This window comes from Pseudomonas sp. JL27(2026) (genome assembly GCF_056933555.1).
The window spans coordinates 2,030,102-2,051,758 of record NZ_CM167794.1; the positions used below are offsets into that span (position 1 = coordinate 2,030,102).

Consider the following 21,657-nt stretch of genomic DNA (forward strand, 5'->3'; position numbering starts at 1 on the left):
GCTTACTCGACGGTCAGGGCGAAGACTCTGAGGCGATGCCCATCCGGGTCCAGCGCAACGAAGGTGTAGCCAAAGTCCAGGCTGACCGGTGCCTGGGCGATGGTCAGGCCTGATTCGCGCCAGCGCTCGTGCAGGGTGTCGACGGCGTGCGGGCTCTCCACGGCAAACCCGACTTCGCCCCCGCCGCCGGTCATTTGAGCTGCCGGCTCAACCGTGTGCCGGGACCAGAGCCCCAGTTTCAACCCGGAATCAAGAATGAACAGCGCAAATGTCGGCGAGAGCTCGACCGGTGGTTTGTCCAGCAGGCGGCTGTAGAAGTTGGCGCTGGTGGCGGGGCTGTCGACGTAGAGCAGGATGTAGGTGTTTGTAATCATGGCGACTCCGTTGCCCTTGTGGGATGTCTGTGCAGTGGGCGCAAGCATAGGCCGTGCGACTGTCAGTTCCTGTCAGGAGTCGTTTGCAAAAGAGAAGGCAGGTTATCGATATCGATAAGCCTGCCTTCTCTTTATGTATTACTGGGCTCTAAGGCTTGGACAAGGCCTGGTCTACCGCTGCGATCAGCTTTCCCAGATCCTTCGGGGTCGCTTTGTGTATGACACCGAACAAATAAGCCCGCTGTTCATCTTCGTCGCCCAGATCCGCGAAGAAGGCTTTCAGCTTTACCCCCAGTGCATCGGCAAACAGGAACAGGGCTTCAACGCTGGGGGTATAGGTGCCGGTTTCGAAGCGGCTGATGGTTTTGGGGTCAAAACCGGTTTTTTCACCGAGTTCAGCCTGAGTAAGCCCCGCTACCTTGCGATAGCGTCTGATGGCTGCACCCAAACTTGAAATTTGCATCGCTCAATTCCCATTTAGAATCAAGAACTTAACGATAGATTTTTGCATTAGACAACTGCATGATCCATCACCTTGCTTTGCAAAATGTGATGTATTTCGTAGAATCGGCGCTTCGGACGGGCATTTGGTGACCTGGTTTCAGAAGCCGGGGTCTGCGAAACAGGAATTCATTGCGTTTTGCACACTGATACAGGCCGAAGATTGGCCGTGGTGCCATCGATGCATTTATCGACGCCAACGCTGCGTCTTTCAGTGTGACCTGATGCCTTATTTGATCCTAGTTGATCTTTGTCGTTGCGAAGCCGTTCCGTACATCTCTTCCGGGCGTCATGCCCTGGTCGAGCGGTGTACCCGCTAGCCACAGTGAGCCTGACTCATGGATGAGAAGTACCGTAGGGCCGTGGATGCCGCCGCCATCTTTTCCGAAACCGACCTGGCCGGCCGGATCACCTACGCCAACGACCTGTTTTGCACGGTCTCGGGCTACAGCCGTGAAGAGTTGTTGGGCGCCAATCACCGAATCCTCAATTCCGGCCTGCATGCCGCGGACTTCTTCGCAACCATGTGGCGCACCATCGCCCTGGGCAAGGTCTGGAAGGGTGAAATCTGCAACCGCGCCAAGGATGGAAGCCTGTATTGGGTCGACAGCACCATGGTGCCGATCCTTGATGAGATGACCGGGCGGGTGACACGCTACCTGTCGATTCGCTTTGACATCAGCGAAAAGCGCCGTGTGCTGCAGTCTCTTCAATGGCGGGTCGGCCATGACGTGCTGACCGGCCTGCCCAATCGGGCGTTTCTCTCCGAGTTGCTCGACCAGGCCCTGGAGTTCTCCCGCAAGGAGAATATCCCGCTGGCCGTGTGCATGCTCGACCTCGACGGTTTCAAGGCTGTGAATGACGGTTATGGCCACGCCAGCGGCGATATGTTGCTGGTGGAAGTGGCCAAGCGCTTGCGCGGCATCGTGCGGGGCGAAGACGTGGTGGCGCGGTTGGCCGGTGACGAGTTCGTGCTGATCCTGCGCTATGTGCGTGACCTCCCCGAACTGCGCGCGGCACTGCATCGGGTGCTGGGGGTGATTTCCACGCCGTACTCGATCCTGGGCAAGGACATCAATGTGTTTGCCAGCATTGGCGTCACCTTGTTTCCGCTGGATAACGAAGACGCGCAGACCTTGCTGCGTCATGCGGACCAGGCCATGTATGTGGCGAAGCAGGGCGGGCGCAACCGTTTTCATTTGTTCGATGTGCTGCGCGACCGCGAGGTCAAGGCGACTCATCAAACCGTCGAGCGCGTGCGGCAGGCGCTGGCCGGTGGCGAGCTGTGCCTGCACTTTCAGCCCAAGGTCAATATGCGCTGCGGCGAGGTGGTGGGGTTCGAGGCGTTGCTGCGCTGGGAACACCCGCACAATGGCGTGGTGCCCCCCAAGGAATTTCTGCCGCTGGTGGAAGAGACGGACCTGATTGTCGATATCGGCGAGTGGGTGATGGAGCAGGTCATGGTGTTGCTTGAGCGCTGGCAGGCGGCGGGGCAGAGCTGGCCGGTCAGTGTGAACATCGCGGCTCGGCATTTTCAGCGAACCGATTTTGTCGAGCGTCTCAAGGGGGTGCTTGAACGTCACCCGCATGTTGCGCCGCAGTTGCTTGACCTGGAGATTGTCGAGTCGGTGGCGGTGGAGAACATCCAGCACGTCAGCACCTGTTTGCAGGCGTGTCAGGCGCTGGGGGTGAAATTTTCACTGGGGGACTTCGGTACGGGGTATTCCTCGCTCAGCTACTTGAAACGGCTGCGCACGCAAACCATCAAGATCGACAAATCATTTGTGCGCGACATTCTGCATGACCGTGACGACCTGGCCCTGACCACGGCAGTGATCGGACTAGCCCGGGCGTTTGGCCGGGAAGTGATTGCCGAGGGCCTGGAAAGTCTTGAGCACGGCCAACTGCTGCTGCGCCTGGGCTGTGAGGTGGCGCAGGGTTACTTCATTGCCCGGCCGATGCCGGCCAGCGAGGTACCTGGCTGGGTCGCAGCGTTTGTGGCGCCTGCCCAGTGGCTGGCGCAGGCTGTTCAGGGCGTTGGTGCGGTGAGCGAGGCTTCGTCGGTGCCGGTATAGAGTTTGATGATGTCGTCGATCTCGCCTGACATTTTCATCTTCAGCAGGGTCTGCAAAATCAGTTGCACGGGCAGTGTGGGGTCATTGCGTACGTAGCAGCCGACGCTTTGTTCCTGCAACACCGCAACGCCATGCAGTTGCCGTTCGGGCAGCAGTTGATGGTTGAGCCAGTCCAGTGTCCATTGATTGCTGACGGCATAACGATAGCGGCCGGCCAGGAGCTTTTGCAGCACCTGATCCTGGCTGCGTGCATCGTCGCGTTGCAATCGGCCGTTGTCGAACAACGGTTGCAGGGTCGGGTAGCTGTAGCTGAGCACGGTGCCGACCGGTTGCGTGGTCAGGTTGGCGAGGGTCACCGGCGCGGGATCGCTGCTGATCAGCAGGTCACGCTGAAACCACAGCGGGACGCTCCAGAGGTAGTCGCCGGGCTGATTTGGCAGCCAGGATTGTGCGGTGTAACAGCGAATATCAATTTCACCGTGTTCCATCGCGCTTTGCACCCGCGCGCGGGCCAGCACATGGAACTCGGCGGGGCGACCCACCTGGGTGGCCAGGCTGAGCATCACGTCGTGCAAGATGCCCTGGACCGGACGACCGCGATCAATTTGCACCATGGGCATGGCCCAGCTGTCGGCCACCGAGAAACGCAAGGGCGCCTCGCTGGCAACGCCATTGGCGCAGATCAACAGCAAAGCCCCCAGGGTTGAACGCATAGACGCTCCGGTGAGAACACTGCAAGGTCGAGAAAAAGCCGCCCATGCAGGCCGTGTGCAAATGTAACGAGCGAAGGCAAGACACGGCAAAAACAGGCGAGGAAGAGGAGTTTGCGTGTTGTAAATAAGCATTCCGAGCCTATTTTTAACGCAGGATTGTCGAGCGCAGTAGTTTTCACACGGTCTGCATGAGGCAGCTTAGCCAGATTAGAGGAGGACACCGGATGCAATTTCGTCCTTGCTCCGCTAGCATTACCGGCTTCCGCTTCCCAGTCGCGACGGTTTTCGATGAGTTATCAGGTTCTTGCACGTAAATGGCGTCCGCGCTCGTTCCGCGAAATGGTCGGCCAGACCCATGTGCTCAAGGCTCTGATCAATGCCTTGGACAGCCAGCGGCTGCACCATGCCTATTTATTTACCGGCACGCGCGGGGTGGGCAAGACCACCATTGCGCGGATCATTGCCAAATGCCTGAACTGTGAAACAGGTATCACTTCGACGCCGTGTGGCGAGTGCTCGGTGTGCCGCGAAATCGATGAGGGGCGCTTTGTCGACCTGATCGAGATCGACGCCGCGAGCCGGACCAAGGTCGAGGACACCCGCGAGCTGCTCGACAACGTGCAGTACGCGCCAAGCCGTGGGCGCTTCAAGGTCTACCTGATCGACGAAGTGCACATGCTTTCCAGCCATTCCTTCAATGCGCTGTTGAAAACCCTTGAAGAGCCGCCGCCCTACGTCAAGTTCATCCTGGCGACCACCGACCCGCAGAAACTTCCTGCAACGATTCTGTCGCGGTGCCTGCAGTTCTCGCTGAAAAACATGACGCCGGAGCGTGTGGTCGAGCATTTGACCCACGTGCTGGGAGTCGAGAACGTACCGTTCGAAGACGACGCGCTGTGGCTGTTGGGCCGTGCTGCCGACGGCTCCATGCGTGACGCCATGAGCCTCACTGACCAGGCCATTGCTTTCGGTGAAGGCAAAGTCATGGCGGCCGATGTGCGTGCCATGCTCGGCACGCTCGACCATGGCCAGGTCTACGACGTGCTGCACTCCTTGATCGAGGGTGACGCCAAAGCGTTGCTCGAAGCAGTGCGGCACCTGGCTGAGCAAGGCCCGGACTGGAATGGCGTGCTGTCTGAAATTCTCAACGTGCTGCACCGTGTCGCCATCGCCCAGGCCCTGCCGGAAGGCGTCGACAATGGCCACGGCGACCGCGACCGGGTGTTGGCACTCGCCCAGGCCCTGCCTGCCGAAGACGTGCAGTTCTATTACCAGATGGGCCTGATTGGCCGCCGCGATTTGCCACTGGCGCCCGACCCGCGTGGCGGTTTCGAAATGGTGTTGCTGCGCATGCTCGCGTTCCGACCGGCGGACACCACAGACGCGCCGAGGCAGCCGCTAAAGCCAGTGGGGATCAGCCAGGCCACAGTTGATTCCGCAAACGCCGTGGCTGCCGCGCCTCGTACTGCGCCGGTAGTCGCTCCCGCAGCCGTTGTTACCGAGCCAGTGGCGGCGCCGGTGCAACCGGTGGCCGAGGTGGTCGCACCTGCGCCTGTGCCGACCCCTGAGCCGGTTGCGCCGATGGTCGTGCCCGAGCCAGTGATTGAGCCGGTGGCGGTCGTTGAAGAAGTCATCGACCTGCCCTGGAACGATCCGGTTGAACCCGAGGCTGTTCAGCAACCAGCCGTCGAGCCGGTGCTGGAGACGGTTGCCGAGCAGCCTGACCTGACGCCGATGCCCGCGCCTGTGCCGGACAGCGTGGTGCCCGAGGCTCCGGAATGGGCCGCTGCGCCGATTCCCGAGCCGTCAGTGGCCGATGTTGATGCGGCGACGCCGGGCATGGACCTGGACGACGAACCGCCTCTGGACGAAGACTACATCGAACCGGACATGGATTCGGCCTACAGTTACCTGGACGATCTGGCCAGCGAACATACCGCTGAGCCTGCGCCGGAACCCGAGCCTGAGCCGGCCGCGATGCCGGCCACCGGCCTGGCGCTGCAATGGCTGGAACTGTTCCCGAAGCTGTCGATTTCCGGCATGACCGGCAGCATCGCCGCCAACTGCACGCTGATTTCGGTCGAGGGCGACCACTGGTCGCTGCACCTGGACCCGGCCCACAGTGCGTTGTTCAACGCGACCCAGCAGCGTCGCCTGAACGATGCCCTGAACCAGTATCACCAGCACACCCTGACGGTGAGCATCGAGCTGATCAAGCCCGAGCAGGAAACCCCGGCCCAGGCAGCGTCGCGCCGTCGTGCCGACCGCCAGCGTGAAGCGGAAGACTCGATCCACGGCGATCCGCTCATCCAGCAAATGATCCAACAGTTCGGCGCGGTGATCCGTAACGATACTATTGAACCTGTCGAGGCTCTGGTCAGCCAGGGCTAATAACTGAAGGCGCTTGGCCTGTGTGGCCGGGCGCTGTTTTTATCCAAGTACTTTGAGGTGATTCCCATGATGAAAGGTGGCATGGCCGGCCTGATGAAGCAGGCGCAGCAGATGCAGGAAAAAATGGCCAAGATGCAGGAAGAACTGGCCAACGCCGAAGTCACCGGCAAGGCGGGTGGCGATATGGTCACTGTGGTGATGACCGGTCGTCATGACGTCAAGCGCGTGACCGTTGACCCAAGCCTGGTTGAAGGCCTGAGCGAAGACGACAAGGAAATGCTGGAAGCCTTGTTCGCCGCTGCCGTCAACGACGCCGTGCGCAAGATCGAAGCCAACAGCCAGGACAAAATGTCCGGCATGACCGCGGGCATGCAACTGCCGCCGGGCATGAAGCTGCCATTCTGATTCGCTGAAGCGGGTTGGAGGGACTAAAAATGCCAGGCATTGCGCCTGGCATTTTTTTGTCCGCTGCAAAGGTGTTGTCTGTCAGGCCACCTTCCCTGAGCATTTGACGCTAGTGAGAGGCGCGGGTATAAACCGCGTCTCGTTGATTTGTCGGACCTTTCCCCATGAGCTTCAGCCCCCTGATTCGCCAACTGATCGACGCCCTGCGCACTTTGCCCGGCGTGGGTCAGAAAACCGCCCAGCGCATGGCGCTGCAACTGCTTGAGCGTGATCGCAGCGGTGGTTTGCGACTGGCCCAGGCGTTGAGCCAGGCCATGGAAGGGGTGGGGCATTGCCGGCTGTGCCGTACGCTGACTGAAGATGATTTGTGCCCGCAATGTTCGGACACCCGCCGCGATGACACGTTGCTCTGCGTGGTGGAAGGCCCGATGGATGTTTACGCCGTGGAGCAGACCGGTTTCCGTGGCCGCTACTTCGTGCTCAAAGGCCATTTGTCGCCGCTCGATGGCTTGGGGCCTGAAGCCATCGGCATCCCGCAGTTGCTGGCACGGATCGAAGCGCAGGGTAGTTTCACCGAGATCATTCTGGCCACCAACCCGACGGTTGAAGGCGAAGCCACGGCCCATTACATCGCGCAGTTGCTCAGCAACAAAGGCCTGATCACCTCGCGCATTGCCCACGGCGTGCCGTTGGGGGGGGAGTTGGAACTGGTGGATGGCGGCACGCTGGCGCATTCGTTTGCCGGGCGTAAGCCGATTGCCTTGTAGTGCCTGCACTCACGCCATCGCGAGCAGGCTCGCTCCGGCATTGGGCTTTCGGCGTTCACTAAATCCCTGTGGGAGCCTGCTCGCGATGCAGGCAGCCCGGTCTATCTGATTCACAGATTCCTGTTGAAAACCAAGCAAGCGCTCGGTAGCTTCACTGAACCTTCAGTGGAGATCGCCGATGCCCGCTTGTCAGGAATACTTCGACCCCAGCCATCAAATGGTCCGCGACAGCGTCAGGCGTTTCGTCGAGCGCGAGATCTTGCCGGACATTGACCGGTGGGAAGAAGCCGAGAGCTTTCCCCGTGAGCTGTACCTCAAGGCCGGTGCTGCGGGCATTCTGGGCATCGGCTACCCCGAGGCGCTGGGCGGCAGCCACGAAGGCGACCTGTTCGCCAAGATTGCCGCCAGCGAAGAGCTGATGCGCTGTGGGTCTGGTGGGCTGGTCGCGGGGTTGGGTTCGCTGGACATCGGCCTGCCACCGATCCTCAAGTGGGCCTCGCCCGAGGTTCGTGAGCGGGTGGTGCCTCAGGTGCTCCGTGGCGAAAAAATCAGCGCCCTGGCGATCACCGAGCCCAGCGGTGGTTCGGACGTGGCCAACCTGCAAACCCGTGCCGTGCGAGACGGCGGCTGTTATCGCGTCAGTGGCAGCAAAACTTATATCACCAGCGGCGTACGTGCGGATTTCTACACCGTCGCGGTGCGTACCGGTGCGCCGGGTTTTGGTGGTATCAGCTTGTTGATGATCGAGAAAGGCACGCCGGGTTTCACGGTAGGACGTCAGTTGAAGAAAATGGGCTGGTGGGCGTCAGACACGGCCGAGTTGTTCTTTGACGATTGCCGTGTGCCGGCCAGCAGTCTGATTGGTGCCGAAAACATGGGGTTCGCCTGCATCATGGGCAACTTCCAGGGCGAACGCCTGGCGCTGGCGCTCATGGCCAACATGACGGCGCAACTGGCGCTGGAAGAAAGCCTGAAATGGGCGCGGCAGCGTGAAGCGTTCGGCAAGCCGATAGGCAAGTTCCAGGTACTCAAGCATCGGTTGGCGGAAATGGCCACGGCGCTGGAAGTCTCCAGGGAGTTCACTTATCGGCAGGCCGCGAAAATGGCTGCCGGGCAGAGTGTGATCAAGGAGATATCCATGGCCAAGAATTTTGCCACCGATACCGCCGATCGCATCACCAGCGACGCGGTGCAGATTTTGGGCGGCCTGGGCTATATGCGTGAAAGCCTGGTGGAGCGGCTGTACCGCGACAACCGGATTTTGTCGATTGGCGGCGGTACGCGTGAGGTGATGAATGAAATCATCGCCAAGCAGATGGGGCTTTAGCAGGGGTAGATATGTGTGGCGTTGCGACTGACGCCTTCGCGAGCAAGCCCGCTCCCACAGTTGACTGCGTCCGCAAGGTAGATACGGTTCGGTGTGGGAGTGAGTCTGCTCGCGATGGCGTTAGCCCAGGTGCCGGGTTATTTGTCGGTCAGCGCAAACTGCGTCAGGCAGAACGTCGGGATGCCCATGTCTTCCAGGCGTTGGGAGCCGCCCAGTTCCGGCAGGTCGATAATCGCCGCGGCTTCGAAAATCCGTGCACCCATACGTCGAGCCAGGTTGGCCGCAGCAATCAGCGTCCCGCCCGTGGCGATCAGGTCATCGAACATCAGCACCGAGTCGCCTTCGCACAGACTGTCGGCATGGACTTCCAGAAAGGCTTCGCCGTATTCGGTCTGGTAACCCTCGGCCAGCACGTCGGCCGGCAGTTTGCCTTGCTTGCGGAACAGCACCAGCGGCTTGTTGAGTTGATAGGCGAGAACGGAGCCAATCAGAAAGCCACGGGCATCCATCGCGCCGATGTGGGTGAAGTCAGCCTCGACATAGCGGTGGGCAAAGCTGTCCATCACCAGGCGCAGGGCCTTGGGCGACTGAAACAGCGGCGTGATGTCGCGAAAGATCACGCCCGGCTTGGGGAAATCGATCACGGGGCGGATCAGGGATTTGATGTCGAAGGCGTCGATGAGCATCGTCGAAGTGTCCTGGCGGGCTGCAAACGCCGCAGTATAACGGCGGCTGGGCAGGTTCGCTCAGCCGCCTTCGTACGGTCAGCCTTCGACCGAGCCGCCAGCCAGCGCGCAGAGCTGGATCGGGTCCAGAATGTGCACTTCCTTGCCTTCGGCGGCGATCAGCTCGTTTTGCTGGAAGCGCGTAAAGACTCGGGACACGGTTTCCACCGCCAGCCCCAGGTAATTGCCGATTTCGTTGCGCGACATGCTCAGGCGGAACTGATTGGCCGAGAAACCGCGAGCGCGGAAACGGGCAGAGAGGTTGACCAGGAAGGTTGCGATGCGCTCATCGGCGGTTTTCTTGGAAAGCAGCAGCATCATTTGCTGATCGTCGCGAATCTCGCGGCTCATTACCCGCATCAACTGACGACGCAACTGCGGCAATTGCAGGGCCAGTTCGTCAAGGCGCTCGAAAGGGATTTCACAGACCGAGGTGGTTTCCAGCGCCTGGGCCGACACCGGATGGCTTTCGGTGTCCATGCCCGACAACCCGACGAGTTCGCTCGGCAGGTGGAAACCGGTGATCTGCTCTTCGCCGCTGTCGCTCAGGCTGAAGGTTTTCAAGGCGCCGGAGCGTACTGCAAAGACGGAATCGAACTGGTCACCCTGGCGAAACAGAAACTCGCCCTTTTTCAGCGGGCGACCACGTTTGACGATTTCGTCCAGCGCTTCCATGTCTTCCAGATTCAGCGAAAGTGGCAGGCAGAGAGGGGCCAGGCTGCAATCCTTGCAATGGGCCTGGTTATGAGCGCGCAGTTTTACTGGCTCGGACATTTCTTAAATCCTTGTGGGAAATCACACATAAGCCGTAAGGGTAACCCACCCAAGGACCTTGAGGCCAGCCTGTGCCGTAATGGCACAGAGCCATAAAGCTCCCGTCGCACCGGCCGATAGCCTGTTATTCGATACCCACAAGGAACCGTGCTCATGTCCTCCATTGGTGGCCCCACCAGCGGCAACAGCGGCTTGCAGCCGTTGACCGAACTGCTGAAAAACGGTGCTGACGATGAAGTCGCCCCACCGCCGCTGTTTGAAGCGCCGGCCTTGGCCGAGGGAATTAAAGTTTCGTTGTCTGGTACCGGTTTGAACAAATCGTCCGGTGCCAAGGGCGCCGACAGCGATATTGAAGAAAGCGGGTTGCCGGACAACATTCAGCAAATCCTGAAAATGATTCGTAAGTTGCAGCGCCAATTCACCGAGAAAATGACCGAGCTGCAAGCGGTGATGACGGACAAGAGCCTGACGCCGGAGCAGATGCGTGCCAAGGTGAGCGCCTTGCAATCGGCCATCGCCGGGATCAGCAGCGGCTTGATTACCGCCAATGCTTCATTGGCCAAAGCCATGAAGCAGGCGGGTTTGAGCGCTGATCAGGTGATGAAGGCAGCCTCTTTGTTGATGAAGCCTTAAATTACCCGAGAGAAACGCTGGCGGTTCTGCTGTTCCAGGTACGCATCGAACACCATGCACACCGAGCGCACCAGCAACCGGCCAGCGGGCAGCACAGTGATTTTCTCGCTGTCGAGTTCGATCAGGCCGTCATCCGCCATGGCCTGCAACTGCGGCCAAAGCTCGCCGAAGTAACCGCGAAAATCGATGTTGAACGCTTTCTCGATCACGGCGAACTCAAGGCTGAAGTTGCAAATCAGCTGTTGAATCACCTCCCGGCGCAGGCGGTCGTCCTGATTGCACACCAGGCCCCGGCTGGTGCCCAATTGCGCGCTGGCCAGGGCGTTCTGGTACTGGTTGAGGTCGCTGCTGTTCTGGCAGTACAGGTCGCCAATCTGGCTGATGGCCGACACGCCCAGCCCGATCAGGTCGCAATGGCCATGGGTGGTGTACCCCTGGAAATTGCGCTGCAACGTCGACTCTTCCTGGGCGATGGCGAGTTCGTCGTCGGGCAGGGCGAAGTGGTCCATGCCGATGTAGCGATACCCGGCCGCGGTCAGTTGCTCGATGGTGTTCTGGAGCATCTTCAGTTTGTCGGCAGGCGCTGGCAGTTCGTTGCCGTTGATGCGCCGTTGCGGCATGAAGCGTTCCGGCAAGTGCGCGTAGTTGAACACCGAGAGCCGGTCCGGTTGCAGGCTGATGACTTCGTCCACGGTGCGGGCGAAGTTTTCCGGCGTCTGCTTGGGCAGGCCATAGATCAGGTCGATGTTGATCGAACGAAACTGCAAGGTACGGGCGGCTTCAATCACCGCGCGGGTTTCTTCCAGGCTTTGCAGGCGGTTGACCGCGCGCTGTACGGCCGGGTCGAGGTCTTGCAGGCCGATGCTCACCCGATTGAAGCCCAGCTCGCGCAACAGGCCCATGGTCGACCAGTCGGCTTCACGCGGGTCGATCTCGATGCCGTAGTCACCCGAATCGTCGTCCAGCAAGTTGAAGTGCTTGCGCAACTGGGCCATCAACTGGCGCAGTTCATCGTGGCTGAGAAAGGTCGGGGTGCCGCCGCCAAAGTGCAGTTGCTCGACTTTCTGGTTCGGGTCGAGGTGGCAGGCGATCAGCTGGATTTCCTGCTCCAGGCGCTGCAAATAGGGCAGGGCGCGACCACGGTCCTTGGTGATGACCTTGTTGCAGGCGCAGTAGTAGCAAATGTTCGCGCAGAACGGCACATGCACGTACAGCGACAACGGCCTGAGGGCCTTGCGGCTGTCGCGCAGGGCGTGCAGCAAATCGAAGGTGCCGACCTGGCTGTTGAATTGCACCGCGGTCGGGTAGGAGGTGTAGCGAGGTCCCGCCAAGTCATAGCGGCGGATCAGATCTGTGTCCCAACGAATGGCGTCGAGCATGCGGGCATTCCCCCGGATAGGCTTGCAGTGTGAGCGAGTCTAGGGGGTGCGGCGTTAGGGCATCTTGATTTGCATCAACGGTGGTTGATGGCTGTGTTTGGCTTTTGTGGCGAGGGGGCAAACTCCCTCGCCACAGGGTTAGTGCCCCATCAGCCAATGCTGATGCGGCCCCGGCAGGGTCCAGATGCCGAACAGCATCACCAGAATCCCGCCGGTCATGCGCACGCTGCGTTTGCGCAGCAGGGCGGTGACCCGTTCGGCGGCCAGGCCGGTGGCGAGCAGCACTGGCCAGGTACCGAGGCCGAAAGCGAGCATCAGCAGCGCGCTATCGACGGCGTTGCCCTGGCTCGCCGACCACAGCAGCGTACTGTAAACCAGGCCGCATGGCAGCCAGCCCCAGAGCGCGCCCAGCAGCAACGCGCGCGGCAGGCTGGAGACCGGCAGCAAACGGGTGGCAACCGGCTGCACGTGCCGCCACAGGCCGCGGCCCAGGCTTTCGATGCGGGTCAGCCCGCTCCACCAACCGGCCAGGTACAAGCCCATGGAGATCAGCAGCAGCCCGGCCAGAATCCGCATGAACAATGCCATCGGACTGTTGGCTACCGCCCAACCGGCGAGACCGATCAGCAGGCCCGCCGTGGCGTAGCTGAGAATCCGTCCCAGGTTGTACGCCAGCAGCAGCCGGAACCGCCGACTGCGCTGCTCCTTGGGGATCGCCAGGGTCAGCGCGCCCATCAAGCCGCCACACATGCCCAGGCAATGGCCACCGCCCAGCAGGCCGAGGATGACAGCGGAGACCAGCAGTGGCGCCAGTTCAAACATGGGGTGGGGCCTTGTCGGTGGGCGGGGTCGGATCGGTTGGCGGTTTGCCGGTTGCTTCGTCGACGGCAGCCTGGTGCTGAGGATCCTGATCGTCGAACAAAATGCTATGGGCCGGGCCGTCGAGGTCGTCGTACTGACCGCTGTCGACCGCCCAGAAGAAGATGTAAATGGCGATGGCCACGATCAGCAGTGCGGCCGGGATCATCACGTAAAGAGCTGGCATCTGGACTCCATGCCCGACCGGATCAAACCGGTAGCGGACGTTGATTTTGCTTTCCTATCAATCGTCTGTTTCCAGGTCGCGTGAAAACGTAGCGAGCGAAGGAAAGGCAAGGCAAAAACAGGCGAGGAAGCGGAGTTTACGGGTTGTAAATGAGCATTCCGAGCCTGTTTTTAACGCAGTATTTCCGAGCGCAGTAGTTTTCACGTGATCTGGCGAGTCAGGCGCAGGGCATTCAGCACCACGGTCAACGAACTGATGGACATACCGATTGCGGCCCACACCGGAGTGATCCAGCCGAGGGCGGCGAACGGCAACATGAGGCCATTGTACAGCCCCGCCCAGAGCAGGTTCTCGATGATGACTCGGCGTGTACGCCGTGCCAGGCTGAAGGCTTGCACCAGGGCGTCGAGGCGATTGGACAGCAGGACGGCGTCGGCGCTGGTTTTCGCAAGGTCGGTGGCCGAGCCCATGGCGACGCTGATGTCGGCGGCGGCCAGGACCGGCACGTCGTTGACTCCGTCGCCGAGCATCAACACCTTGCGACCTTCCTTGTGCAGCTGCTGCAAGACCTGCAACTTGTCGTCCGGTCGCAAGCCGCCACGGGCCTCATCGATGCCCAGCTCAAGGGCAACGCTGGCCACCATCGGCGAGCTGTCGCCGGACAACAACAGCGTGCGCCAACCGCGTGCCTTGCACGCCGCCAGCAGGGCGGGGGCGTCGGCACGCAGGCGGTCATCGAGCACGAACCACGCCAGTGCGCCGCTGCTGTCGCCCAACAGCAGCCATTGACCGGCCTCATCCGGCATCGGCGGCACGGCACAGCCACTGAGTGCGCAGACAAACGATGGCTGACCAATGCGCAGGCGCTGGTCGCTGACCAGGCCTTCGAGGCCCAGTCCCGGTGTGCTGAGCACTTCTTCGGCCGCCACGGGCGCCCGGCCAAAGGCGCGGGCAATCGGGTGTTCGGAGCGGTTTTCGAGTGCGGCGGCCAGCCCCAGGCACTGATCGCTGTCGAGCGCGCCTAACGGGCGGATCAAGCGCAGGGCCAGGCGACCTTCGGTGAGGGTGCCGGTCTTGTCGAAAATCACCGTGTCGATCTGGTTCAAGCCTTCGAGTACGTGGCCGCGGGTCAGCAGCAAGCCGAGTTTGTGCAGGGTGCCGGTAGCGGCGGTCAGCGCGGTCGGTGTCGCCAGCGACAGGGCGCAAGGGCAGGTCGCAACCAGCATCGCGAGGACAATCCAGAACGCTCGGGACGAGTCCAGCTCCCACCACAGCAAACCAATGGCCGCTGCGGCTATGAGCGACAGCAGTAAAAACCATTGCGCGGCGCGGTCGGCGATTTCGGCCAGGCGCGGCTTCTCGGCTTGGGCGCGGTCCAGCAGCCGGACGATGGCTGACAGACGAGTGTCCTGACCCAGCGCCAGCACTTCGACGGTCAGCGCGCCTTCGACGTTCAGGGTGCCGGCGGTGACCGCATCGCCCACGGCCCGAGGTTGTGGCAGGTATTCGCCGGTCAGCAGGGATTCGTCGATGCTCGATTGTCCATCGAGAATCTTGCCGTCGGCCGGGAGGATGGCGCCGGGATGGACCAGCACGTGGTCACCCAGGCGCAATTCGCTGAGCAGGATCCGCTCGCTCTGGCCGTCCGCGCTCAGGCGCAGGCATGACGCGGGCAATAGATTTACAAGCTGCGCGGTGGCGGCAGCGGTGCGCTCGCGGGCACGGCGTTCCAGATACCGACCGGCCAGCAGGAACAGGGCGAACATGCCCACGGCGTCGAAATACAGCTCGCCGACTCCGGTGATCGACGTCCAGATACCGGCGAGATAAGCGCCGCCAATCGCCAGTGAGACCGACACGTCCATGGTCAGGTGGCGGGTGCGCAGGTCGCGCATGGCGCCTTTGAAAAACGGCGCGCAGCTGTAGAACACGATGGGGGTGGTGAGGAACAGCGCGACCCAGCGCAGGATGGTGTGCAGCTCGGGGCTGAGGTCGATGTTGAATTCAGGCCAGGTGGCCATGGTCGCCATCATCGCCTGAAACCACAGCAACCCGGCAAGGCCGAGTTGGCGCAGGGCCAGGCGGTTTTCGCTGGCCAGTTGTTCACTGGCGCGGTCGGCTTGATAAGGGTGGGCGGCGTAGCCGATGTGGCGCAGTTCGTTGAGCACCTGGCTCAGTTGCAACTGGCTGTCGGCCCAGCGCACATGCAGGCGATGGTTGGACAGGTTCAATCGCGCCTCGGCCACGGCCGGCAGGCTGCGCAGGTGTTTCTCGATCAGCCAGCCGCAGGCGGCGCAACTGATGCCTTCCATCAGCAGCGTGGCTTCGGCGAGGTCGCCGTCGTGGCGGACAAAGGGTTGCTGGACATCGGCGCGGTCGTACAGCGCCAACTCGTCCATCAGTTGCACCGGCAAGGCTTCGGGGTTGGCCGAGGCTTCGCTGCGGTGGCTGTAATAGTGCTCAAGCCCGCCCGCGACAATGGCTTCGGCCACGGCCTGGCAGCCCGGGCAGCAGAGCTCGCGGGTTTCGCCGAGCACGACGGCGGTGAACCGGCTGCCGGCAGGGACGGGCAGGGCGCAGTGGTAGCAGGGCGTTGGCGTGGTCATGGCATCGTTGAGGGGGTGAGCCCTTGCATTTGGGTTGTCCGCTTGCCCTCACCCCAGCCCTCTCCCGGAGGGAGAGGGAGCTGATTGATGTGAGCCGGAAAAACAGGTTCAGTCGCCGATATCGTCACTGCCATACACAAAGCATGCAAGCGCTCGAGATCAGTCCCCTCTCCTGGGGGAGAGGGTTAGGGTGAGGGGGCTTCTGAAGGTGATTACTTTTTCAGGTCTTCCGCACCCTGCAGCGGTTCGTCACCGAGCAGCAGGTTCTTGTCGTGGCTGACCTGCTCCTCTTCGAACATGCGCCACACGTGCTCGTCCTGGCTGCCCAGCAGCTCGACGAAACGACGGCCTTCGACCTTGTCGCCCAGTTGGCCCACGTAGCGGCCCTGTTCGGTGCCGCTGAGGGTCAGGATGATCTTGCGATCCTTCTCCGGCTGGGTTGGCGAGATCAGGTTCAGCTCCAGGGTCGCAGGCATGCTGTTGCCGGTCAGGTGCAGTTCGACTTCGCCGGTGAGTTCGTCCAGGTGGACCTTGGCACGCAATTGCAGGGTCTGGGCCAGCAGTTCACGGTCCAGCGAGCGGTTGATGCCTTTGCCGGCTTCGTAGTAGTTGTCGTTGACCAGGTTGTCCGGGTTGTTCACGGCGATCGTCACCATGGACAAGGTCAGGGTCACCGAGCAGGCCAGGATCCCGATGATGATCCAGGGCCAAAGGTGCTTGTACCAAGGGCTGGTGGCAGTTGCTGCGGGCATGATGATCTCTCTCAACGGATTTGTGGGCCGATGAATCGGCTCTTGGCTTCAACGTGGACGCTGTCGTCATCGGCATCCTTGAGGATGAACTTCACCTCGTTGGTACTCGACGGCAGTTGTTCCGGCGCGCTCGACAACTCGACCGGCATGCTGAAAATCTCCCCGGCGGCGACTTTGATTTCTCGCTTGCCTTGCAGCTTGAGGTCCGGCAGGCCGGAGGCTTCGAGCAAGTAAGTGTGGTCGTGCTGGTCTTTGTTCATGACTTTGAGGCTGTAGACGTTTTCGATCCGGCCTTCGGCGTTCTCGCGGTACAGCACGCGGTCCTTGCTGACGTCGAAACCGACCAGCGAGCGCATGAAGAACGCGGTAATCAACAAGCTGATCATCGCCAGCAGCACCAGGGCGTAGCCCACCAGGCGCGGGCGCAGCTTATGGGTTTTCTGCCCGGACAGGTTGTGTTCGGTGGTGTAGCTGATGAGCCCGCGCGGGTATTCCATTTTGTCCATGATGCTGTCGCAGGCGTCGATGCACGCGGCGCAGCCGATGCACTCGATTTGCAGGCCGTCGCGGATGTCGATGCCGGTCGGGCACACCTGGACGCACATGGTGCAGTCGATGCAGTCGCCCAGGCCCTGGGCCTTGTAGTCGGCGCCTTTCTTGCGCGGGCCACGGCTTTCGCCGCGACGCGGGTCGTAGGAGACGATCAGGGTGTCTTTGTCGAACATCACGCTCTGGAAGCGCGCATAAGGGCACATGTAGATGCAGACTTGTTCACGCAGCCAACCGGCGTTGCCGTAGGTGGCGAAAGTGAAGAAGCCGACCCAGAAGTACGACCAGCCATCGGCTTGCCCGGTGAAGAAGTCGATCACCAGTTCGCGAATTGGCGAGAAGTAGCCGACAAAGGTCATGCCGGTGACGAAACCGATCAGCAGCCACAAGCTGTGTTTGCTGAACTTGCGCAGGAATTTGTTGGCGCTCATGGGCGCCTTGTCGAGCTTGATGCGCTGGTTGCGGTCGCCTTCGGTGACCTTTTCGCACCACATGAAAATCCAGGTCCAGACACTCTGCGGGCAGGTATAGCCGCACCAGACGCGTCCGGCATACACCGTAATGAAGAACAGGCCGAAAGCGCTGATGATCAGCAGGCCCGAGAGCAGGATGAAATCCTGTGGCCAGAAGGTGGCGCCGAAAATGAAGAATTTGCGCTCCGGCAGGTTCCACCAGACGGCCTGATGGCCACCCCAGTTAAGCCAGACCGTACCGAAATACAGCAGGAACAGCCCGGCGCCGCCCATCATCCGCAGGTTGCGAAACAGGCCGGTGAAGGCGCGGGTGTAGATTTTTTCCCGAGAGGCGTAAAGGTCGACGCTGTTGTTCGCGTTCTTGGAGGGGGGGGTGACGTCGTGTACCGGAATCTGGTTGTTCATCTATTGCATCCCACGGCAGTGGAAAAATGCCTCGGTCAGTACGTGCCGACCGCGGTCAAAAAGGGGTGTTGCAGTGGCGCAATGATACGCCTGTCGCTCTAGGGCAAGGGTGCGACCTTTGGTCGCGTTGGGGAAAAATCGTGGATGGTGTAGCAAATGTAACAAATCATGATGCAGGTCAATTGACTTGTTGAGTATAGCTGCCTGGCTGTTGGCCATCGATGCCAGCGGGATCGCCCGCTGGCGTCGTCCTGCTCTCTACTTGACCGGGGTGGTGTATGTGGCGACGGGATTGCGCCAGTCGTTGCCGGCGATGGTGTTGACCGTCAGTTGCTTTCTGTCGGGGGAGACGCTGGCATACAGCCAGGTTTGCCGGGTCGCAGAGCCACTCATAAACAAGGGAATGTCGCCGTAGATGTAATTGCTGGACGGGTACTTTCCGCTTTGCGTGTGCGCGTTGGCGGAGAACACGGCCGTCACGCCATAGTCTTCAATCATCTTGGTAAACCGCATGATTTCGGTTTCCTTGACCGGCCAGTTAAATGGCTGATGCACGTTCAGCAGGATGATTTTCCCTTGGGCCTTTGCCCGCTGCAGATCGCGCTCCAGCCAGTCGAGGGATGAGGTGATCTCATAGGCCGTTGTACTGAAAATGGACCCGGTGGAAAAGTTCACTGCGTAGGTAGGCTCGTTATGCAGTTGAACAAGATGAACATCACCCACGTCTTTAGAGTAAGCCAGGCTCCCATACCAGGTTTTCGTCAAGCCTGAAGCGCGGGCGGCGAGGTCCATATTCTCGACTTTCCCCCAGTAACGATCCTTGAGGTCATTGACGCTTCCCGCGGCGCAATCGGGGCAACCCGCGACATTGAAGTCGTAGTCGTGATTGCCCAGGCCGTAGTCATAGAAGTTGTTGAGTTTGTTCTGCAGCACCGAGTGGATGTAAGAGCGTTCGCTGTTGCTTCCGGAGGCGGTCAGGTTGCCGTTGATCATCACCGGGACGGCGGCGGCCCCGCCGGACTGGCTTCTGAAGTCGGCGATGCTGCTGTACTGGGCGTCAATCAGCCACCGCGATCGGGCTTCTTTGTCTGCGATGGGTTCGGGCTCTCTGCTGTCGGACTTCTCGCTTGAGGGAAATTTCGGGTCCGAAGCGAATACCAAGTGCTGTGGCTGAAGATCAGCGGCCATTGAGTGCGTGGCCGGTAAGTAAGCCGCGATCAGGAGTGTCAGGAGTTTGCAGCGGTTTGAAAGGTTCATGGAAGTCCATTTCCGTTTTGTGAAGTGTGTTTGTTTGGTGTGGAGCCAGTTGGTGCTGGCGACTGTATGTGAGTGTCTTTGTTTATGCTAATTAGTATTCTCCTGTGTTGATAAAGTATGTTTCCAGTGGTGAAGTGACATATGTTTTATTGGTTTTTTAGTGTTGTTTTATTGTGTCTGTGGCTAGTTTGCATGACAGGCTGCCGCTGTTGTGCGGTGAGCATTAAATGCTAGAGGAAATGGACGTCTATGAGTTTGTTGAATAAGTGCAGTATGAGTGTTTGGCCACTCTTGTTGGCGATGGTTTCGGTCGTAAGTTCGGCGGTCGCCGAGTCGTTACCTAGGCACATGGTCTTTGCGTCTGATCCGCAATACCCCTGGACGGATAAGACCGATGCCAGAGAGCCGGAGTCCAGTTCGCAAGCGCAGAAGCGTTCTCAATGGCTGATTGAAACACAATATGAAAGCATTGCAGAGTTCAGGCGTAATGCGGGTGGAGCCTCTGCGGTGCCGGTGATGATCAATGGTGACTTGACGGCTTTCGGCCATGGTGGCGAGCGTACGTATATCAAGTCGATTCTGGATGCGAAACTTCACGGACTGTATGATTATGGATTGGGCAATCATGACTATCAGAACAATGTTAATGATTGTTATCTGAATAATTGTGCGGCAGGAAGTATTGACGACCTGAAGAGCCGTTATTGGGGGGAAGTCGAGAATATGGATCTGGCCGCGAGGTCTTCCTGGCCGAGCACCATCTATTACGGCAGCCTTGCCTACTCAAAGAATTTCGGCGATGTGCATCTTGTTCAGTTACATAACGAACCTACCTACGAGGTGACATTTTCCTCCGGGGTATTTCTTGGCTCTACAGTCTATGAAATCACTCCGGCTCTCGATTGGCTGGAGCGTGATCTGAAGCGGGCACGTGCTCAGGGAAAGATTATTCTCTTGAATCTGCATAAGCCCGCCAGATGGCAAGGCAGCAGCGAGCAGATTTCAAGGTTCAGGACAATGATCGAAGACTATGGGGTGACTGCGGTGTTCGCAGGGCATGAGCATCAGCACGCCGGGCGGCGCGGGTGGTGGGGCAGGGAAGAGATTTACGGCGATGTGCCGGTATTTTTGAGTGGCGCGGCTTCCCAGCAGACCTGGTTGTTTGCCAGTTTCTCTGATGACCGAAAGACACTGGCGATCAGTGTTGTTGATGGCAATGACTGGCGTAATCCTCGAGAAGTCGATGTTATTGCAGTGAAGTGACCCGCTGACAAGCCCCAATAAAAACGGCCCCGCCAGTATCACTGGCGGGGCCGTTCGGGTGTTGCGTCAGGCGTCTGCCTTACTCGGCGTCGGCAGCTTTCTCACCGTGGGAGAGGCTGTAGACGTAAGCGGCCAGCAGGTGAACCTTGTCGTTGCCTTGCATCTGTTCTTGCGCAGGCATCTGGCCCTGACGGCCGTAACGGATGGTCTGCTGCAGTTGAGCGAAGCTCGAACCGTAGATGAACGCTGCCGGGTGCGTCAGGTTAGGTGCGCCCATCGCTGGGGTGCCTTTGCCTTCCGGGCCGTGGCAGACCGCGCAGTTGGCGGCGAACAGCTTCTGGCCATTGACCGGGTCGGCTTTCGCGCCTTCTGGCAGTTTACGGCCATCAAGGTTGCTCAGTACGTAAGCGGCTACGTCGCTGACGCCTTGTTCCTTCAGGATGTCGAGCCATGCCGGCATGATGGCGTGACGACCGCCCAGGATGGTGGCCTTGATGGTTTCCGGTTCGCCGCCCCAGCGCCAGTCGGCGTCGGTCAGGTTAGGGAAGCCATAAGCGCCCTTGGCGTCGGAGCCGTGGCAAACCGAGCAGTTGGAGGCGAACAGGCGGCCACCCATCTTCAGGGCTTGCGGGTCCTTGGCGACTTCTTCAATCGGCATGGAAGCGAATTTGGCGAAGATCGGGCCGAACTTGGCGTCCGACTTGGCCATTTCCTTTTCCCACTCGTGAACGCCTGTCCAGCCGGATTCCTTGTTGGCAAACTCGACCTTCTTGTCGTTATCCAGGTAGGCATAACCCGGCAGCAGGCCTTTCCAGTTGCCCAGGCCCGGGTAGAGCACCAGGTAGCCGAGGGCGAACACGATGGTGCCGACGAACAGCATGAACCACCATTTCGGCAGTGGGTTGTCGTACTCCTCGATCCCGTCGAAGGAGTGGCCAACCGTCTCGTCCGTCTGTTCGGCGCGCTGGCCCTTGCGGGTCGACAGCAGCAGCCAGGTCAGGGCGAAGATGGTACCCAGACTGAGGACTGTGACGTACAGACTCCAGAACGTAGTCATTCTTTGTTACTCCTAGAAGCTTGCTCGACGTGCTTGATGGCTTCGGGATCATCCGCGAAAGGCAGCAAGGTCGCGTCTTCAAACTCCGACTTGCGCTTGGGGCTGAATACCCACAACGCCAGACCGATAAAGGCCACCATCACGACGACGGTGCCCAGGCCACGAATCATCCCGATATCCATCTAA

21 protein-coding genes are annotated in these 21,657 nt (G+C 60.2%); 7 read left to right on the plus strand and 14 right to left on the minus strand.

What is annotated here, in order from left to right:
* Positions 1-2: 2 nt before the first annotated feature.
* Positions 3-374, minus strand: a complete 372-nt coding sequence (locus AC1Z1G_RS09205) for a VOC family protein (RefSeq protein ID WP_483626553.1) — start codon at positions 372-374, stop codon at positions 3-5.
* Positions 375-522: 148 nt separating this feature from the next.
* Positions 523-837 (minus strand): helix-turn-helix domain-containing protein, encoded by a 315-nt coding sequence (locus AC1Z1G_RS09210; protein ID WP_347905065.1) that lies wholly within the window; start codon positions 835-837, stop codon positions 523-525.
* Between the two features lie 376 nt (positions 838-1,213).
* On the opposite strand from AC1Z1G_RS09210, the gene AC1Z1G_RS09215 reads away from it, so the two are divergent.
* A complete protein-coding gene (locus AC1Z1G_RS09215) occupies positions 1,214-2,950 on the plus strand; it encodes a putative bifunctional diguanylate cyclase/phosphodiesterase (RefSeq protein ID WP_483626554.1) in 1,737 nt (578 codons plus the stop codon).
* On the opposite strand, the gene AC1Z1G_RS09220 is transcribed toward AC1Z1G_RS09215, so the two are convergent.
* Complete coding sequence (locus tag AC1Z1G_RS09220) at positions 2,905-3,663, minus strand: substrate-binding periplasmic protein (RefSeq protein ID WP_483626555.1); 759 nt, start codon at positions 3,661-3,663, stop codon at positions 2,905-2,907. The two genes, AC1Z1G_RS09215 and AC1Z1G_RS09220, sit on opposite strands and share 46 nt — an antisense overlap.
* A 288-nt stretch (positions 3,664-3,951) precedes the next feature.
* Between AC1Z1G_RS09220 and dnaX the strand changes: the two genes are divergently transcribed.
* The 4 genes from dnaX to AC1Z1G_RS09240 all read left to right on the plus strand — a co-directional run bounded on the left by dnaX (position 3,952) and on the right by AC1Z1G_RS09240 (position 8,553).
* Positions 3,952-6,054 carry a DNA polymerase III subunit gamma/tau gene (gene dnaX / locus AC1Z1G_RS09225; protein ID WP_483626556.1) on the plus strand — a complete coding sequence of 701 codons (2,103 nt, stop codon included), beginning with the start codon at positions 3,952-3,954 and terminating at the stop codon, positions 6,052-6,054.
* Positions 6,055-6,120: 66 nt separating this feature from the next.
* The gene (locus tag AC1Z1G_RS09230) at positions 6,121-6,459 is read left to right on the plus strand and encodes a YbaB/EbfC family nucleoid-associated protein (protein ID WP_347905073.1); all 339 of its coding nucleotides are present in this window, start codon (positions 6,121-6,123) and stop codon (positions 6,457-6,459) included.
* A gap of 164 nt (positions 6,460-6,623) precedes the next feature.
* A complete protein-coding gene (gene recR, locus AC1Z1G_RS09235; protein WP_483626557.1) occupies positions 6,624-7,226 on the plus strand; it encodes a recombination mediator RecR in 603 nt (200 codons plus the stop codon).
* A 178-nt stretch (positions 7,227-7,404) separates the two neighbouring features.
* Positions 7,405-8,553 carry an acyl-CoA dehydrogenase family protein gene (locus tag AC1Z1G_RS09240; protein WP_483626558.1) on the plus strand — a complete coding sequence of 383 codons (1,149 nt, stop codon included), beginning with the start codon at positions 7,405-7,407 and terminating at the stop codon, positions 8,551-8,553.
* Positions 8,554-8,690: 137 nt separating this feature from the next.
* Here AC1Z1G_RS09240 and AC1Z1G_RS09245 read toward each other — a convergent pair whose 3' ends face one another.
* Both AC1Z1G_RS09245 and fnr read right to left on the minus strand, forming a co-directional pair.
* Positions 8,691-9,239: an adenine phosphoribosyltransferase gene (locus tag AC1Z1G_RS09245; protein ID WP_347905077.1), complete on the minus strand. Its 549-nt coding sequence runs from the start codon at positions 9,237-9,239 to the stop codon at positions 8,691-8,693.
* A gap of 78 nt (positions 9,240-9,317) precedes the next feature.
* Positions 9,318-10,052 carry a fumarate/nitrate reduction transcriptional regulator Fnr gene (fnr, locus tag AC1Z1G_RS09250; RefSeq protein WP_347905079.1) on the minus strand — a complete coding sequence of 245 codons (735 nt, stop codon included), beginning with the start codon at positions 10,050-10,052 and terminating at the stop codon, positions 9,318-9,320.
* Positions 10,053-10,205: 153 nt separating this feature from the next.
* Here fnr and AC1Z1G_RS09255 point away from each other — a divergent pair, with 153 nt between their 5' ends.
* Complete coding sequence (locus AC1Z1G_RS09255; protein ID WP_483626560.1) at positions 10,206-10,685, plus strand: hypothetical protein; 480 nt, start codon at positions 10,206-10,208, stop codon at positions 10,683-10,685.
* On the opposite strand, the gene hemN is transcribed toward AC1Z1G_RS09255, so the two are convergent.
* The 7 genes from hemN to AC1Z1G_RS09290 form a co-directional block, all read right to left on the minus strand.
* Positions 10,682-12,064 (minus strand): oxygen-independent coproporphyrinogen III oxidase, encoded by a 1,383-nt coding sequence (gene hemN, locus AC1Z1G_RS09260; protein WP_483626562.1) that lies wholly within the window; start codon positions 12,062-12,064, stop codon positions 10,682-10,684. The genes AC1Z1G_RS09255 and hemN overlap by 4 nt on opposite strands.
* Positions 12,065-12,202: 138 nt before the next feature.
* Positions 12,203-12,886, minus strand: coding sequence for a sulfite exporter TauE/SafE family protein (locus AC1Z1G_RS09265; RefSeq protein WP_483626564.1), 684 nt, complete (start codon positions 12,884-12,886; stop codon positions 12,203-12,205).
* Complete coding sequence (gene ccoS, locus AC1Z1G_RS09270; protein WP_483626566.1) at positions 12,879-13,109, minus strand: cbb3-type cytochrome oxidase assembly protein CcoS; 231 nt, start codon at positions 13,107-13,109, stop codon at positions 12,879-12,881. The genes AC1Z1G_RS09265 and ccoS overlap by 8 nt, the downstream gene beginning before the upstream one ends.
* Before the next feature lie 200 nt (positions 13,110-13,309).
* On the minus strand, positions 13,310-15,715 hold the full coding sequence (locus AC1Z1G_RS09275) for a heavy metal translocating P-type ATPase (RefSeq protein ID WP_483626568.1): 2,406 nt from the start codon (positions 15,713-15,715) through the stop codon (positions 13,310-13,312).
* A gap of 212 nt (positions 15,716-15,927) precedes the next feature.
* Positions 15,928-16,467 (minus strand): FixH family protein, encoded by a 540-nt coding sequence (locus tag AC1Z1G_RS09280; protein ID WP_483626570.1) that lies wholly within the window; start codon positions 16,465-16,467, stop codon positions 15,928-15,930.
* An 11-nt stretch (positions 16,468-16,478) separates the two neighbouring features.
* Positions 16,479-17,894 carry a cytochrome c oxidase accessory protein CcoG gene (gene ccoG, locus AC1Z1G_RS09285; protein ID WP_483626572.1) on the minus strand — a complete coding sequence of 472 codons (1,416 nt, stop codon included), beginning with the start codon at positions 17,892-17,894 and terminating at the stop codon, positions 16,479-16,481.
* 258 nt (positions 17,895-18,152) lie between these two features.
* Positions 18,153-19,151 (minus strand): metallophosphoesterase family protein, encoded by a 999-nt coding sequence (locus AC1Z1G_RS09290; protein ID WP_483626574.1) that lies wholly within the window; start codon positions 19,149-19,151, stop codon positions 18,153-18,155.
* Between the two features lie 249 nt (positions 19,152-19,400).
* Between AC1Z1G_RS09290 and AC1Z1G_RS09295 the strand changes: the two genes are divergently transcribed.
* Positions 19,401-20,414: a metallophosphoesterase family protein gene (locus tag AC1Z1G_RS09295; protein ID WP_483626576.1), complete on the plus strand. Its 1,014-nt coding sequence runs from the start codon at positions 19,401-19,403 to the stop codon at positions 20,412-20,414.
* A 79-nt stretch (positions 20,415-20,493) separates the two neighbouring features.
* On the opposite strand, the gene ccoP is transcribed toward AC1Z1G_RS09295, so the two are convergent.
* Together ccoP and AC1Z1G_RS09305 are read right to left on the minus strand one after the other, a co-directional pair.
* A complete protein-coding gene (gene ccoP / locus AC1Z1G_RS09300; RefSeq protein ID WP_483626578.1) occupies positions 20,494-21,471 on the minus strand; it encodes a cytochrome-c oxidase, cbb3-type subunit III in 978 nt (325 codons plus the stop codon).
* A complete protein-coding gene (locus AC1Z1G_RS09305) occupies positions 21,468-21,653 on the minus strand; it encodes a CcoQ/FixQ family Cbb3-type cytochrome c oxidase assembly chaperone (protein ID WP_003175465.1) in 186 nt (61 codons plus the stop codon). Before AC1Z1G_RS09305 ends, ccoP begins: the two co-directional genes overlap by 4 nt.
* Positions 21,654-21,657: the final 4 nt, after the last annotated feature.

Bases quoted from the DNA above. Each gene is read 5' to 3' on its own strand.
- AC1Z1G_RS09205 (WP_483626553.1), bottom strand. From the start codon at position 374: ATGATTACAAACACCTACATCCTGCTCTACGTCGACAGCCCCGCCACC.
- AC1Z1G_RS09210 (WP_347905065.1), bottom strand. From the start codon at position 837: ATGCAAATTTCAAGTTTGGGTGCAGCCATCAGACGCTATCGCAAGGTA.
- AC1Z1G_RS09215 (WP_483626554.1), top strand. From the start codon at position 1,214: ATGGATGAGAAGTACCGTAGGGCCGTGGATGCCGCCGCCATCTTTTCC.
- AC1Z1G_RS09220 (WP_483626555.1), bottom strand. From the start codon at position 3,663: ATGCGTTCAACCCTGGGGGCTTTGCTGTTGATCTGCGCCAATGGCGTT.
- dnaX (WP_483626556.1), top strand. From the start codon at position 3,952: ATGAGTTATCAGGTTCTTGCACGTAAATGGCGTCCGCGCTCGTTCCGC.
- AC1Z1G_RS09230 (WP_347905073.1), top strand. From the start codon at position 6,121: ATGATGAAAGGTGGCATGGCCGGCCTGATGAAGCAGGCGCAGCAGATG.
- recR (WP_483626557.1), top strand. From the start codon at position 6,624: ATGAGCTTCAGCCCCCTGATTCGCCAACTGATCGACGCCCTGCGCACT.
- AC1Z1G_RS09240 (WP_483626558.1), top strand. From the start codon at position 7,405: ATGCCCGCTTGTCAGGAATACTTCGACCCCAGCCATCAAATGGTCCGC.
- AC1Z1G_RS09245 (WP_347905077.1), bottom strand. From the start codon at position 9,239: ATGCTCATCGACGCCTTCGACATCAAATCCCTGATCCGCCCCGTGATC.
- fnr (WP_347905079.1), bottom strand. From the start codon at position 10,052: ATGTCCGAGCCAGTAAAACTGCGCGCTCATAACCAGGCCCATTGCAAG.
- AC1Z1G_RS09255 (WP_483626560.1), top strand. From the start codon at position 10,206: ATGTCCTCCATTGGTGGCCCCACCAGCGGCAACAGCGGCTTGCAGCCG.
- hemN (WP_483626562.1), bottom strand. From the start codon at position 12,064: ATGCTCGACGCCATTCGTTGGGACACAGATCTGATCCGCCGCTATGAC.
- AC1Z1G_RS09265 (WP_483626564.1), bottom strand. From the start codon at position 12,886: ATGTTTGAACTGGCGCCACTGCTGGTCTCCGCTGTCATCCTCGGCCTG.
- ccoS (WP_483626566.1), bottom strand. From the start codon at position 13,109: ATGCCAGCTCTTTACGTGATGATCCCGGCCGCACTGCTGATCGTGGCC.
- AC1Z1G_RS09275 (WP_483626568.1), bottom strand. From the start codon at position 15,715: ATGACCACGCCAACGCCCTGCTACCACTGCGCCCTGCCCGTCCCTGCC.
- AC1Z1G_RS09280 (WP_483626570.1), bottom strand. From the start codon at position 16,467: ATGCCCGCAGCAACTGCCACCAGCCCTTGGTACAAGCACCTTTGGCCC.
- ccoG (WP_483626572.1), bottom strand. From the start codon at position 17,894: ATGAACAACCAGATTCCGGTACACGACGTCACCCCCCCCTCCAAGAAC.
- AC1Z1G_RS09290 (WP_483626574.1), bottom strand. From the start codon at position 19,151: ATGAACCTTTCAAACCGCTGCAAACTCCTGACACTCCTGATCGCGGCT.
- AC1Z1G_RS09295 (WP_483626576.1), top strand. From the start codon at position 19,401: ATGAGTTTGTTGAATAAGTGCAGTATGAGTGTTTGGCCACTCTTGTTG.
- ccoP (WP_483626578.1), bottom strand. From the start codon at position 21,471: ATGACTACGTTCTGGAGTCTGTACGTCACAGTCCTCAGTCTGGGTACC.
- AC1Z1G_RS09305 (WP_003175465.1), bottom strand. From the start codon at position 21,653: ATGGATATCGGGATGATTCGTGGCCTGGGCACCGTCGTCGTGATGGTG.